This is a genomic window from Nocardia anaemiae NBRC 100462 (genome assembly GCF_001612725.1).
Classification (GTDB): Bacteria; Actinomycetota; Actinomycetes; order Mycobacteriales; family Mycobacteriaceae; genus Nocardia; species Nocardia anaemiae.
Genome location: NZ_BDAZ01000103.1, coordinates 1 through 14,173, shown reverse-complemented (window position 1 = coordinate 14,173; position 14,173 = coordinate 1). Strand labels below are relative to the sequence as shown.

The following is a 14,173-nucleotide window of genomic DNA, read 5'->3' as shown; positions in this document are numbered from 1 at the left end:
CTGCTCCGGCTCCGGCTCCGGCCGCAACGGCTCCGGCGCCCACCCAGGACACCTCCGGCAACGGCGCGACCCCCTACGTCACCCCGCTGGTCCGCAAGCTGGCCGAAGAGAACGGCGTCAACCTCGCCACCGTCACCGGCTCCGGTGTCGGCGGACGCATCCGCAAGCAGGACGTGCTCGCCGCCGTCGAGGCCAAGAAGGCCCCCGCTCCGGCCGCCGCCCCCGCGGCAGCCGCACCCGCCTCGAAGGCTCCCGCCGCGGCAGCCCCCTCGCAGCTGGCCCATCTGCGCGGCACCGTGCAGAAGGCGAGCCGCATCCGCCAGATCACCGCCACCAAGACCAGGGAATCGCTGCAGACCACCGCGCAGCTGACCCAGGTGCACGAGGCGGATGTCACCAAGATCGCGGCGCTGCGCAGCCAGGCCAAGGCCGCGTTCAAGGACCGCGAGGGCGTCAACCTGACGTTCCTGCCGTTCTTCGCCAAGGCGGTCGTCGAGGCGCTCGGTGTACACCCGAATGTGAACGCCAGCTATGACGAGTCCACCAAGGAGATCACCTACCACGCCTCGGTGCACCTCGGCATCGCCGTCGACACCGAGCAGGGTCTGCTGTCCCCGGTGATCCACAACGCCAGTGACCTGTCGCTGGCCGGACTGGCCCGCGCCATCGCCGATATCGCCAACCGCGCCCGCACCGGCGGCCTCAAGCCGGACGAGCTCGCCGGTGGCACCTTCACCATCACCAATATCGGCAGCCAGGGCGCACTGTTCGACACTCCGATCCTGGTTCCGCCGCAGGCGGGCATGCTCGGCACGGGTGCGATCGTCAAGCGTCCGGTGGTGGTCACCGATGAGACCGGCAACGAATCCATCGGCGTCCGGTCCATGTGCTACCTGCCGCTCACCTACGATCACCGCCTCATCGACGGCGCCGATGCGGGTCGCTTCCTGACCACGATCCGGCACCGGCTCGAGGAAGCGGCGTTCGAGGCGGACCTCGGTCTGTAGTCGGAAAGGGTCGTCTGTCGCGCATGAAGGTGGTGATCGCCGGTTCGTCCGGGCTGATCGGGACGGCACTCGTCGCGGCGCTGCGCCGCGAGGGGCACGAAGTCGCCAGATTGGTACGCCGCTCCCCCAACGCGCCGGACGAATACCGCTGGGATCCCGCTCGCGCCGATCTGGACGAGCGGGCCCTGCGGGGCGCCGACGCGGTGGTCAACCTCTGCGGGGCGAGCATCGGACGGCGGCGCTGGAACGGCAGCTATAAACAGCAGCTGCGCGACAGTCGCCTTACCCCGACCGATGTGCTGGCCAATGCGGTGGCCGCCACCGGTGTGCCGGTGCTGGTGAATGCCAGCGGTGTGCACTACTACGGTGGCGCCACCGGCAACCGGGTGGTCGACGAAACCACCTCTGCGGGAACGGGTTTCCTCGCCACCCTCTGCCGGGACTGGGAGGCCGCGACCAAACCGGCCGTCGAGGCTGGTGTGCGCACGGTGCTGCTGCGCAGTGCCGTGGTGCTCTCCCAGTCCGGCGGCATGCTTGGCATGATGCAGCCGCTGTATTCGCTCGGTCTCGGCGGCCGACTTGGTAATGGTCGGCAGTACACGCCGTGGATTTCGATGGCCGACGAGATCGGCGCGATCATCTTCGCGCTCACCCACGACAGCATTGCCGGGCCGATCAATTCGGTCGGTCCGGCACCGGTCACCAATGCCGAATTCAATCGGGCTCTCGGTCGCGTGCTGCACCGGCCGACCCCATTGGTGGTGCCCGCGTTCGCATTACGCGCGCTGATCGGCGAATTCGCCGAGGAGGCCATCTTGCATGGGCCGCGCGCGATCCCGACCGCACTGGAAGCGGCGGGTTATCCGTTCCAGCACCAGACGATCGGCGCGGCACTTGCGGCCGCCCTCGGCCGCGATGACGACCGTTGACGCGGTAGCCGAAGACCCACCATGGAGTAGATCGATGACCGAGCTGGACACCCGAGCCGCCACCGTCATCCGGGACGCGCGGGAGGGCGATCTGCCCGAGATCCTGGTCATCCACAACGCGAATATCGCCACCTCGACTGCCATCTGGGATCACGAGCAGGTCGATCTCGATGACCGACGCGCCTGGTTCCGCGGGCGCACCGCGGCCGGGCTGCCCATTCTGGTCGCCGATATCGGTGGCGAGGTCGCCGGTTACGCCAGCTACGGCCCGTGGCGAACGCGATCGGGCTACCGCTTCACCGTGGAGAATTCGGTCTATGTCGCCGACCGTTTCCACCGCCGCGGTATCGCGAGCGCCCTGCTCACCGAGCTGATCGAGCGCGCCCGCCGGGCGGGCACCGTGCACGCCATGGTCGCCGCCATCGAATCGGGCAATACCGGTTCGATCGCGCTGCATGAGCGCTTCGATTTCCGCACCGTCGGGGTACTTCCGGAGGTCGGACGGAAATTCGGACGTTGGATGGACCTGACCCTGATGCAGTTGACGCTGCCGATCGAGGGCGACTGACGGCAGCCGCACACCGTGGACCGGCGCGCACACCTGCCCCGATACCAAACCCGGCAACCCTGTGGCATCGCCCACATCGGGTTGGTTTATCGAATCGACACACTCGGCGTACCGTCGAGGACGTGAACGACACGCGCACCACCTGGTCCGCCCGATTCGATACGACCCCGATCGTGGTCGAGGATCTCGGACTCATCGACTACCACAGCGCCTGGGATATGCAGCGGTCGATCGCCGCGCAGCGGGCCGCCGGGGAGGGCTCCGATCATTTGCTCCTACTGGAGCATCCGTCGGTCTACACCGCCGGTCGCCGCACCGAGGCCGAGGATCTGCCGATGGACGGCAGCCCGGTGGTGCAGGTCGATCGCGGCGGCAAGATCACCTGGCACGGACCGGGCCAGCTGGTCGGCTACCCGATCGTGCGGCTGGCCGAGCCGGTCGATGTCGTGCATTACGTCCGCAGGCTCGAAGAAGCGCTGATCACCGTCTGCACCGACCTGGGCCTGGACTGCGGCCGAGTCGAGGGCCGTTCCGGGGTGTGGTTGGCCGCGACCGAGCTCTACTCCGAGCGCAAGGTCGCCCAGATCGGTGTGCGGGTGCAGCAGGGGGTCGCGTTGCACGGCATCTCGCTCAACTGCAATTCCGCGCTCGACGGCTTCCAGGCCATCGTCCCGTGCGGCATCCGCGACGCGGGAGTCACCACGCTGACACGCGAACTCGGCCGCGACGTCACGGTGGCCGAAGTCAAGCCGCTCGTCGCCGATGCGATCACTCGCGCGCTCAACGGCGAACTCCCGGTGGCAGCGCACGATATCGTCCGCGCCGCACCGGTTGTGGGGTCCGCGAGCGCCGAATGAGTCGGCTGCTGTCACGTTGCCCGGGACAGTGACGGACTGCATCCGACGGCGGCGCACGGCAGGCGTAAGGTCGATCGAGTGACCTCAGCTTCAGCACCGGCAGGACGCAAACTGCTACGCATCGAGGCGCGCAACGCGGAGACCCCGATCGAGCGCAAGCCTCAATGGATTCGGACCCGAGCCAAGATGGGCCCCGAGTACACCGAACTCAAGGGCCTGGTGAAACGCGAAGGCCTGCATACGGTGTGCGAGGAAGCGGGCTGTCCCAATATCTTCGAATGCTGGGAAGACCGTGAGGCCACCTTCCTGATCGGTGGCGAACAGTGCACCCGCCGCTGCGACTTCTGCCAGATCGACACCGGCAAACCCGCCGCGCTCGATCGCGACGAGCCGCGCCGGGTCGCCGAAAGCGTCCAGGCGATGGGCCTGCGCTACTCCACCATCACCGGTGTCGCGCGCGACGATCTCGAGGACGGCGGCGCCTGGCTCTACGCCGAAACCGTCCGAGCCATCAAGGCTTTGAATCCGAATACCGGTGTCGAACTGCTCATCCCGGACTTCAACGCGGTCCCCGAGCAGTTGGCCGAGGTTTTCTCGTCCCGTCCCGAGGTGCTCGCGCACAACCTGGAGACGGTGCCGCGCATCTTCAAGCGGATCCGCCCGGCATTCCGCTACGAGCGCTCGCTCGCCGTGCTGACCGCCGCCCGCGAAGACGGCCTGGTCACCAAGTCGAACCTGATCCTGGGCATGGGCGAAACCCCGGAGGAAGTCACCCAGGCCATGCGCGACCTGCACGAGGCGGGCTGTGACATCCTGACCATCACCCAGTACCTGCGCCCATCCCCGCGGCACCACCCGGTGGACCGCTGGGTCAAGCCGGAGGAATTCGTCGAGCACTCCCGCATGGCCGAGGAAATCGGCTTCGCCGGTGTCATGGCCGGACCACTGGTCCGCTCCTCCTACCGCGCGGGCCGCCTCTACGCCCAGGCGATGGCCCACCACGGCCGCGAAATCTCCCCCGCCATGGCGCATCTCGCCCAGGAGGGCTCCGCCTCCCAGGAGGCCAGCTCCGTGCTGGCGCGCTTCGGTAGCTGACTATGACTGCGGCGATCGAACCGAGCGGCTGCTGCCGCTGGGTTCGATCGCCGGTGTCGACAATGATCCGCCGAATTTCACTGCCGCACTTGACTTCATCCAACAGCAGCGAGTCAGGTCGTCGCAGAGTGCGCCGGCTGGACGACGCCTAGCTGCTGCATCATCCCGAGCGTGTCCCAACATGTCCAGCTTTCGACGATCTTGCCGTCCTGAAAGCGGCTGATCGTGATTCCTTGAACGACCGCCGATTTGCCAGTCGGCGACATCCCCATCATCTCGCCGTCATTGGTGCCTGTCCCCGTCCATCGGGTAGTGACGAAATCGCCTTCGCCGATCTGCTCGTTGACCAAGAACCGTTGATCCGAGAACGCGTTGAGATACATCTGGCCGAGCTTCTTGAAACCGTCGGGGCCATGAATATCGGCGAACGGGTTCTGTGGATCGTGGCTGATGCAATCAGCCGCGATCACCTCGTCGAATGCGTCGAGGTCTCGCTCATTCCACGCATCGAAAATGCGCTTGGCGTTGGCTTTGTTCTGCTCTGACATGGCGCTTCCTTTCGATTGATGGTGCCGAACTCGGACAGTTGGTCGCTGGACGGCATCCTCGTGCCCGGCACGAGTGTGGTGTGGAGCGCGAACGCGATGCCAGGCAGCGGATCGAGGCGCCGCGCCCCAGTATGTGGACGCTGCCCTCCCGGCGGATTACCGTCCATATCTTGCCTGCGGATATATCCAGCTACCCGCCGATCACAAATCCTGGAGCCGGTGTACCGAAATCATTGTGCGCCTCTTTCGTACCTGGGTAAGCGGAACGCGGACTGTTGCGAGCGTTCGGCGCCCTCGCACGACGTCTACCGGTGATCGCGCCCCCGAACCCCATATGCGCGCCGACCCGAACGCACCCGAATACATCGGATCGCCCGATCCGTGCACGCGAGGCGACCGCTGGTGGGAAGCTCGAAGGACCGTAGGTGTCGACCGAGAAAGCGAGACACATGGTCGAGAAAGCGAGTGCGTCCGCAGGGACCAACGGTAAGGCTGTGACGGCGCAGCGGCCGGAGGACATCCGGAATGTGGTACTGGTCGGGCACAGTGGGTCGGGTAAGACCACGTTGGTGGAGGCGTTGGCGCTCACGGCGGGCGCGGTGAATCGCGCGGGCCGGGTGGAGGACGGGACGTCGCTCTCGGATTACGACGAGATCGAACACCGCCAGCACCGATCGGTGCAGCTGTCGGTGGTGCCGATGGTGTGGCATGGGATCAAGATCAATCTTGTGGACACCCCCGGATACGCCGATTTCGTCGGTGAGCTGCGCGCGGGTCTGCGCGCGGCGGATGCGGCCCTGTTCGTCATCTCCGCGGCCGAGGGCGCCGAGGCGGTGAGCGGCGCGACCCGCGCGCTGTGGGAGGAGTGCGCGGCGGTCGGGATGCCGCGGGCCATCGTGATCACCCACCTCGATACCGCACGCGCCGAATTCGACGAGATGACCGAGACGTGTCGGCTGGTGCTGGGCGGCGGTTCCTCGGAAAACATTCTGCCGCTGCATCTTCCGGTGTACGGACCGAAGAGTCCGGATGGTCATCGCCCGGTGACGGGGTTGGTCGAACTGCTGCCGCACTGCGTCGCGGATTACTCCTCTGGGCAGGAAGTCCAGTGCGAACCGTCCGCCGATCAGCTGCCGCTGCTCGAGGAGGCGCGCAACCGGCTGATCGAGGGCATCATCGCCGAAAGCGAAGACGAGACGCTGATGGAGCGCTATCTCGGCGGCGAGGCGATCGAGCTGGCGGCACTGGTCGAGGACCTCGAGCGCGCGGTCGCCCGGGGCAGCTTCCATCCCGTGCTGTTCGGCGCGCCCGCTCCCGAGGGTGCCAAGCAGGGCCTGGGGACCGTAGAGCTGTTGGAGCTGATCACCGGCGGGTTTCCGACACCGTCGGAACATGCGGTCACGGCGGTCACCACCTCCGACGGCGCGGCGCCGACCCCGTTGCACTGCGATCCCGACGGCGCATTGGCCGCGGAGGTGATCCGCACGGCCTCGGACCCGTATGTCGGACGCGTCTCGCTGGTCCGCGTCTTCTCCGGCACCCTGCGCCCCGACGACACCGTGCACGTCTGCGGACACGGACTGGAGGACCGCGGCCACGAAGGCCACGATGTGGACGAGCGCATCGGCGCCGTCACCGCACCGTTCGGCAAACAGCAGCGCCCACTCGGCCAGGCGATCGCCGGGGATATCGCCTATGTCACGAAGCTGAGCCGCGCGGAAACCGGCGATACCCTGTCCGGGACGGCCACCCCGCTGCTGATCGAACCGTGGCGGATGCCCGATCCCCTGCTGCCCATTGCCATTCAGGCACACAGTAAGGCGGATGACGACAAGCTCTCCAGCGGTCTTGCCCGCCTGGCGGCCGAGGATCCCGCAGTCCGGCTGGAACAGAATCCGGATACCCATCAGGTCGTGCTGTGGTGTCTGGGCGAGGCGCACCGCGATGTCGCGCTGGAGCGGTTGCGCACCAGGTTCGGCGTGCAGGTCGACGTGATCGATCACAAGGTCGCGCTGCGAGAAACGTTCGCGGGCAAGGCGAACGGTAAGGGCAGGCACGTCAAACAGTCGGGCGGACACGGACAGTACGCGGTCTGCGAGATCGAGGTGGAACCGCTGCCCGGTGGATCGGGTATCGAATTCGTCGACCGGGTGGTGGGCGGAGTCGTGCCGCGGCAGTTCATTCCGTCGGTGGAGAAGGGGGTGCGCGCCCAGGCGGCACGCGGGGTCGCGGCCGGGTACCCGCTGGTCGATGTGCGCGTCACGCTGTTCGACGGCAAAGCGCATTCGGTCGACTCCTCCGATGCCGCATTCCAGACCGCGGGTGCGCTCGCCTTGCGCGAGGCCGCGGCCGCCGCGGGTATCGACCTACTCGAACCGATCGCGGACGTATGGGTGGTGGTCACCGACGACTACGTCGGTCCGGTACTCAGCGATCTGTCCGGCCGCCGCGGACGCGTCCTCGGTACCGAACCGCACGGCACCGGTCGCACCCGCATCCACGCCGAGGTGCCCGAAGTCGAACTCACCCGCTACGCAATAGATCTGCGCTCGCTCTCGCATGGCGCGGGTGATTTCACGCGCTCGTATGTCCGGCACGAGCCGATGCCGAACGCATTGGCGGGCGCGGTGCGCGAGCAGGCCAAGAAGTCGGGCTGATACCCAGCGGCCACAGCATGTTTCGCTAGCGTCGAAGGAGCCGGGTGAGCAGTCCAGAGCGTTTCGTTGTCGACACCGAGCATTTCGGCAAGATCGTGATCACGCGGGCCGACGAAAGAGTCGTCACCACACCGGTATTCGACGATGCCACGGTGGTGACCATCGAGCGCATCGGTCCGCGGACACGTCAGCGTGTTCCCATCGGGACGCGCAATGCGAAGCGGCTGCGGGCATCGATCAACGATCGCCCCATCAGGTTGACGGTCGGGCGCGGGCACTTCTACTACCGGTGGACCTATCGAGCGGTTGCCGAGTTCGATGGCAAGATCATGCGGCTCATGCCGACGAATCTGCACTCCAGCACCTTGATGCTGGGGCAGAAGAAGCAGGGCGAACATGTTCTCGGCGAATTCACACTGACCGGATCGCACCAGATCGATGTCCTTTGGACATTGCCTTTCACCGCACGCGATCACAAAGTGACCGTTTGGCAGCCGACCCTGGAGGACGCACTCATCGCCTACACCTTGGTCACGGCATTCGGCACCGGAGGCGTCTCACTATGGGACCTGGCCGAGTGGGTCCTCCCGATCTGACCTTGCGCTGTCGCACAAGGTATCCGGAGTTCGCACAGGCTATACGGTGTGCGCGATCGTGAATGGTTGTGCGACAGCGCATTTGGGCCCACCCTTGGCAGAGTGGGCCCGCAGCGTTCTGGTTAGTTCACGAGGTTTTTGCGGAGTTGGACCAGGGTGCTGCCGTCGAGGCCGAGGCCCTGGGTCAGGAACTTCCCGAAATCGCCATAGTTCTGTTCCAGCGTGGCGATCGCGGTATCCAAGTACTCGTCACGCACTTCCTGCAGCGGAATGAGCAGATCGGGATTCTGCATCAGACCCGCCTGCTTCACCTGCTCGCGCAACTTGGCGTCCGCGGCAGCCCGATACTGATTCGACAGCAGATAGTCCTGGCGCGCAGTAGATTCCGGCACCCCGACGGCGCGCAACACCACATATGTCAGCCAACCGGTCCGGTCCTTACCCGCGGTGCAGTGGTACAGGGTCGCCCGGTCCGTTGCCGCCAGATCCCGAATCGTCTGTCCGAACTTCGCTCGCGAATCATCGGTGAAGAAGCTCCGATACACATTGGCCATGATCTCCTGGGCCTTCCCGTTCCCGAGCAGTTCCTCCTGCTTCACCGGATCCCGAGACTGAATGACCGCGAGCATCTGCTGGAACAACCCGGTGTCATCGATCGGCCGCGCCACCTTCTGCACCCCCGCGGGCACCTTGTCGGCCCCCGCGAACTGCACCTCCGCGGGTGTCCGCAGATCTATAACGGCTTTGAGGTTCAGGGTTCCGAGCTTCTGCACGTCGGAGTCCGTCAACTTCTCCAACGAATCCGCCCGAATCGCCTTCCCTGCCTTGACCGTCGCCCCGTCATAAGTCCGATACCCCCCGATATCCCGGACATTGACCGCTCCCTGCAGATCGATCTTCCCGCCGACAGCCGCAATACTCGGCTCAGCCACCGCTGAAGGCTGCACCCCCGTCGCGGTCAACGCCAATGCCGCGGCAGCGGCACCTATAAGTGAAACAAGTGAAATCCTCATGGCGCGGGACAATAGAACCACTCGGCACCCGGGTGCGCCACTTCGAACCGATCCCGCCGCCGTTACCCCGCTCACCGGTATTCCCGTGCCGCTCAATGAGATTCAGGCTATCCCTCTGACGCGGAAGCGCCTACCGCGCCAGCGCGTGACGAAATCCGTTGCGACAGTGCCGAAGCAGTATATGCCTACTCGGAATTGCCCGCGCGGTATATAGACCACCGCGTCCGGCGGACGAGCGTCAGTGAAGTCTCGGCTACTTCGATGCCCCGTCAGGGGTGACCGCAGGGCCGATCCACCGCGGGCGAATGCGAGAAAGGTTGCGCGACAGGCCACCCCGCGACAAAGCACCGCAGGCGACTACGCTCACCGCAATATCGGCATAGGTCACGTGATCAACGAGGGAAGGTGTAATGGAGGATCTCGCCGCGCGATTCGAGGACCTGGGTCGCCTTGTACCGATCCCCTACCCGTGGGACATAACGGAGTACATCGCGCGGGTGGCGCAGTACCGGGGACGGCCGATCACGCTGTGCCCGATCGACGTCGGCGCACTCTCGGGGAATGGATGCGGCACCGGAAGTGGCCTGTGGATTGCCAGGGAAGGCGACGACGTGATCATGTACGGGGCCGACACCGAATGGCATGCCGATCACATCATCGCCCACGAGATCGGTCACATGTTGCTCGGCCACGGCGGGACCGCGGGTGCTGCCGCGGCTGATCTGCCGTTGCGTGAATTGATGCCCTCGCTGTCGCTGGAAACCATCCGCAGCGTACTGCGCCGCGAAGACTACGGCAGTGAGCGCGAGCGCGCCGCCGAAACCTTTGCCGACCTGCTGCTGGTCGAAGCGATGCTGCCGAAGCGGTCGGCGAGCCGGTTCCGTTCGACGTTCTTCCGAAACCGGCATCGATGAGATGACCTCCCCGATACCGGGTCTGATCACCTGGCCTGTGCTGACAGGTCTCGCGTTGGTGCTCGCCGGTCGATGGTGGCTGTTGCGGGACGGCATCGTCGACCGGCTCATCAACCGCGGACTCGCCGCCGCTCTCGCCGAACACTTGTTGCGGGAGGCATGGTTCGAACAGTCACTCGCCTGGCTGCTGCCCGGCGACGACAGCGACGTGGTGAATATCGCCCGACAGCTCTCGCTGGGGGCAACCGTGTTGGCCATCTCGAATATCTACGGCATTGCCAAGCTGTGGGCGGGCGCCGATCCTGCCCACGCGTGGCGCAGGCAGCGGCGTTATTACCTTGTCACGATCACCGTCACCGCCGTCATCCTGATCGCAGGGACGCCCGCCCGCCGCGCCGACCAGTTGATCGACCAAGCCCTGGGCTGGCCAGCCGTCGTTGTCTGGGTCGCGTTTTCGCTGCCGCTCGGCGCTATGGCCATGCTCGTGGGCCGAGTAAGTGTGCGCGAGCTGCGTACCGTAGGCGACACCACCTGGCAGGAACGTGCACTGTACACAGTCGTCCTGTGCACCACGGTGGGCACGGGGTTGGTAGCGGTGGCATGCCCGATCGAGGCCATCAGCAGCGTCATGACCGGCCGTCCGTCATTCGATCCGGAGATGCACTGGAAAGCATGGAGCGGCTTCCTTCTCTCGGCTGTCGGCGCTCCCGCAGCGATCACGGTGCCGCTGATCAGCACCGTGCTCACCCGCATCGGATGGGATCGCACCGGCCGATACTGCCGCCGCCTACAGCCGATCTGGATCGATCTCACCGCAGCCGTACCCGAAATCGTCCTGGAGATGCGGCGCGACCAGAACGGTCGAACAGATCCCGCCATCCGTCTACACCGCATGACGGTCGAGATCCGCGACAGCCTGCTACATCTCAAGCGCTACAGCGACAGCCCCGACGATCTGGCCGCCACCGGCGGTGACCCACATATCCATGCCCGCCGCATCGCCGAGGCCATTGCCACCAAAGCCGCCGGGCACCCCCCGAGTGCGAGCCTGTTCACGCCCAGGCATCAAGTCCAACCCGGGGCACGGGACCTTACCGCGGAACTGCGGCAGCTACTCGCACTTGCCGAGGCATGGCCATACGTCCGCGGCCTGGCCGATTCGCCGTTGCGTCACGGTGACGTCGCCACCAACCCCGAGACCATGGACAACTGTGGCCGGAACCAGACGAGTCCACCCGTTCCGCAATCGGTGAAGTGATCACGGAACGGATGGACTCGCTGACAACTACCGCGGACGGAGACCGAGGACAGACTCCGTGCGCAGGTCAAAGCCTCACAACGACTTACACGTCGAAGTACAGCTCGAACTCATACGGGTGCGGACGCAGGTTCACCGGCGCGATCTCGTTTTCGCGCTTGAGGCTGATCCAGGTCTCGATGAGGTCGGGGGTGAAGACGTTGCCTTCGGTCAGGTAATCGTGGTCCTGCTCGAGGCGGTCGATGACCGAGGCCAGGCTGGTGGGCGCCTGCGGGATACCCTTGGCCTCCTCCGGCGGGAGCTCGTAGAGGTCCTTGTCGACCGGAGCCTTCGGCTCGATCTTCTTCTTGATGCCGTCCAGACCGGCCATCATCATGGCGGCGAAGGCCAGGTACGGGTTACCCGAGGAGTCGGGCGCGCGGAACTCGATGCGCTTGGCCTTCGGGTTGTTGCCGGTGACCGGGATGCGGACCGCGGCGGAGCGGTTGCGCTGCGAGTACACCAGGTTGATCGGGGCCTCGTAGCCCGGGACCAGGCGGTGGTAGGAGTTCACGGTCGGGTTGGTGAACGCCAGCAGCGACGGCGCGTGGTGCAGGATGCCGCCGATGTAGTGGCGCGCCAGATCCGACAGGCCCGCGTAACCGGCCTCGTCGTGGAACAGCGGCTTGCCGTCCTTCCACAGGGACTGGTGCACGTGCATGCCCGAGCCGTTGTCACCGAAGAGCGGCTTCGGCATGAAGGTGACGGTCTTGCCTTCCTGCCACGCGGTGTTCTTCACGATGTACTTGAACAGCTGCAGGTCGTCGGCCGCGTGCAACAGGGTGTTGAAGCGGTAGTTGATCTCGGCCTGACCGGCGGTGCCGACCTCGTGGTGGCCGCGCTCGAGCTCGAAGCCCGCGTTCTGCAGGTTGGTCGAGATCTTGTCGCGCAGGTCGACGTAGTGGTCGTACGGAGCGACCGGGAAGTAGCCGCCCTTGTTGCGGACCTTGTAGCCGCGGTTGGGGGTGCCGTCCGGGTTGAACTCCGCGCCGGTGTTCCAGGAGCCCGAGATCGATTCGATCTCGTAGAAGGCGCCGTTCATGGCCGAGTCGTAGCGGATCGAGTCGAAGATGTAGAACTCCGCCTCGGGACCGAAGTACGCGGTGTCGGCGATACCGGTCGAGCGCAGGTACTCCTCCGCCTTGCGCGCGACGTTACGCGGGTCGCGGCTGTAGGCCTCCCGGGTGAACGGGTCGTGCACGAAGAAGTTGAGGTTCAGCGTCTTGGCCTGGCGGAACGGGTCCAGCCGAGCGGTGCTGTAGTCGGGGAGCAGCAGCATGTCCGACTCGTCGATGGACTGGAAGCCACGGACGGAGGAGCCGTCGAACGCTAGCCCTTCCTCGGCGAGGTCAGCGGTGAAAGCCTTCGCGGGGATCGAGAAGTGCTGCTGCACACCGGGAAGATCGCTGAAGCGGATGTCGACGTATTCGACTTCCTCTTCCTTGATGTGCTTGATGACCTCGTCGGCCGTGCTGAACGTCACTTGTTCTCCTTACGGATCGGTTCCCAGCCAGTGTCGATTGCATGGGTTCGTCGCGTCCAGACGGTATGGACGCGGTGTTTCCCAGCAATCAAGGCTGTGTTTCGCCAGTGTTACACGTGCGGCGGGCCGGGTGTTTCGGACCACCCGGGCTCGAACAGCATGGTAGTCCTGCCATTTTTACCAGCGCCCGCCGAGGTCACCTTGGGTTAATGCGGTGTCCTACGACCGGTCGTAGAGGCCTATTCTGGGGGCTATGGCACGCATCAGCGGATCCTGGCTCTCCGGACCTTCGGCGGACCCGGGCGATCCGGCAACCCCCGAGTTCCCCGGTCAGAACCTGGGTTTGCCGCGCTCGGGGGCCGGGTCGCTGGTCGGCATGTTCCGGCGCATCGTCGCGCTCGTGGTGGACTGGTTCATTTCCCTCGGTGTGACCGCGATCATCGTGCGGCCGAATCCGGACAAGATCATCGCCGGGATGGATATTCCGGCAGGGAAGCCGCGTCCGTCGAATTTCGAGGCGATTGTGAGTGCTCTCACCACGCCCAACCTGCTGGTGTGGTTCGTGATCGGTGTCGTCGCGGTGTCGCTGTTCGGGTATACGCCCGGTCAGTACTTCCTGCGCTTGCGCGTCATCCGCGTGGATGCGCCGGTGGCCGTCGGTTTCGTGCGTGCGTTGGCCCGCCAGGTGCTGCTGGTCTTCGTGGTTCCGGCGCTGTTCACCGACGCCGATGGTCGCGGCATGCACGACCGCGCCACCGGCACCGCGGTCGTCCGCTCGCGCTAGTGCCGCCGGGCGGGCGTCGCAGCAGTACGCTCCGGCGGTGTCTCTGAATCCGGTCATGCTGGCGGTCCGCCTGTTCCTCGAGCTCGCGGCCATTTCCTCATTCGCGGTCTGCGGTTGGCGCGTATTCGATTCGCCTTGGCGCTATGTGCTGGTTGTCCTGCTGCCGCTGGCCGCCGCCGCGGCTTGGGGAACGTTCGCGGTGCCCGGCGATCCGAGCCGCAGCGGAAAGGCCCCGATCGCCGTGGACGGTTGGGTACGTCTCGTGGTCGAGCTTGTGGTGCTGTTCGGTGGCGCGGCCGCATTCTGGATCGCGGGACTGCCGCGCTGGGCTCTGGCCTTCACCGCGGTGCTCGTCGTCTACCACGCCATCGGCTACGACCGGATCACCTGGTTGCTCGACAACGGGCGAACCGGAACGACCTCTT

At 65.7% G+C, this 14,173-nt stretch carries 14 protein-coding genes; 11 read left to right on the top strand and 3 right to left on the bottom strand.

From position 1 onward, the window contains the following. The 5 genes from sucB to lipA all read left to right on the top strand — a co-directional run. A partial coding sequence (gene sucB / locus NA5_RS38295; protein WP_063813849.1) for a 2-oxoglutarate dehydrogenase, E2 component, dihydrolipoamide succinyltransferase occupies positions 1-1,007 on the top strand: 1,007 nt, incomplete at its 5' end. A 23-nt stretch (positions 1,008-1,030) separates the two neighbouring features. Then, positions 1,031-1,936, top strand: a complete 906-nt coding sequence (locus NA5_RS38290; RefSeq protein ID WP_062993934.1) for a TIGR01777 family oxidoreductase — start codon at positions 1,031-1,033, stop codon at positions 1,934-1,936. 34 nt (positions 1,937-1,970) lie between these two features. Next, positions 1,971-2,504 (top strand): GNAT family N-acetyltransferase, encoded by a 534-nt coding sequence (locus NA5_RS38285; RefSeq protein WP_062993933.1) that lies wholly within the window; start codon positions 1,971-1,973, stop codon positions 2,502-2,504. A 122-nt stretch (positions 2,505-2,626) separates the two neighbouring features. Beyond that, on the top strand, positions 2,627-3,361 hold the full coding sequence (gene lipB, locus NA5_RS38280) for a lipoyl(octanoyl) transferase LipB (RefSeq protein WP_062993932.1): 735 nt from the start codon (positions 2,627-2,629) through the stop codon (positions 3,359-3,361). A gap of 78 nt (positions 3,362-3,439) precedes the next feature. Then, positions 3,440-4,456 (top strand): lipoyl synthase, encoded by a 1,017-nt coding sequence (gene lipA / locus NA5_RS38275; protein WP_062993931.1) that lies wholly within the window; start codon positions 3,440-3,442, stop codon positions 4,454-4,456. Between the two features lie 113 nt (positions 4,457-4,569). Here lipA and NA5_RS38270 read toward each other — a convergent pair whose 3' ends face one another. Further along, positions 4,570-5,004: an ester cyclase gene (locus NA5_RS38270; RefSeq protein WP_062993930.1), complete on the bottom strand. Its 435-nt coding sequence runs from the start codon at positions 5,002-5,004 to the stop codon at positions 4,570-4,572. A 449-nt stretch (positions 5,005-5,453) separates the two neighbouring features. Here NA5_RS38270 and NA5_RS38265 point away from each other — a divergent pair, with 449 nt between their 5' ends. Both NA5_RS38265 and NA5_RS38260 read left to right on the top strand, forming a co-directional pair. Beyond that, positions 5,454-7,661 carry an elongation factor G-like protein EF-G2 gene (locus NA5_RS38265; protein WP_062993929.1) on the top strand — a complete coding sequence of 736 codons (2,208 nt, stop codon included), beginning with the start codon at positions 5,454-5,456 and terminating at the stop codon, positions 7,659-7,661. 44 nt (positions 7,662-7,705) lie between these two features. Then, positions 7,706-8,257 (top strand): hypothetical protein, encoded by a 552-nt coding sequence (locus NA5_RS38260; protein WP_062993928.1) that lies wholly within the window; start codon positions 7,706-7,708, stop codon positions 8,255-8,257. Positions 8,258-8,379: 122 nt separating this feature from the next. On the opposite strand, the gene NA5_RS38255 is transcribed toward NA5_RS38260, so the two are convergent. Then, positions 8,380-9,270, bottom strand: a complete 891-nt coding sequence (locus NA5_RS38255) for a tyrosine-protein phosphatase (RefSeq protein WP_062993935.1) — start codon at positions 9,268-9,270, stop codon at positions 8,380-8,382. Between the two features lie 410 nt (positions 9,271-9,680). Between NA5_RS38255 and NA5_RS38250 the strand changes: the two genes are divergently transcribed. Next, positions 9,681-10,184: a hypothetical protein gene (locus NA5_RS38250; protein ID WP_062993927.1), complete on the top strand. Its 504-nt coding sequence runs from the start codon at positions 9,681-9,683 to the stop codon at positions 10,182-10,184. 1 nt (position 10,185) lies between these two features. Next, entirely contained in the window at positions 10,186-11,442 is a 1,257-nt protein-coding gene (locus tag NA5_RS38245) for an MAB_1171c family putative transporter (RefSeq protein WP_062993926.1), read from the top strand. Between the two features lie 85 nt (positions 11,443-11,527). Here the strand turns inward: NA5_RS38245 and glnA are convergent, their stop codons facing one another. Beyond that, a complete protein-coding gene (glnA, locus tag NA5_RS38240; RefSeq protein ID WP_062993925.1) occupies positions 11,528-12,964 on the bottom strand; it encodes a type I glutamate--ammonia ligase in 1,437 nt (478 codons plus the stop codon). 253 nt (positions 12,965-13,217) lie between these two features. Between glnA and NA5_RS38235 the strand changes: the two genes are divergently transcribed. Both NA5_RS38235 and NA5_RS38230 read left to right on the top strand, forming a co-directional pair. Continuing rightward, entirely contained in the window at positions 13,218-13,748 is a 531-nt protein-coding gene (locus tag NA5_RS38235; RefSeq protein WP_062993924.1) for an RDD family protein, read from the top strand. A 37-nt stretch (positions 13,749-13,785) separates the two neighbouring features. After that, a partial coding sequence (locus tag NA5_RS38230; RefSeq protein ID WP_245672672.1) for a YrdB family protein occupies positions 13,786-14,173 on the top strand: 388 nt, incomplete at its 3' end.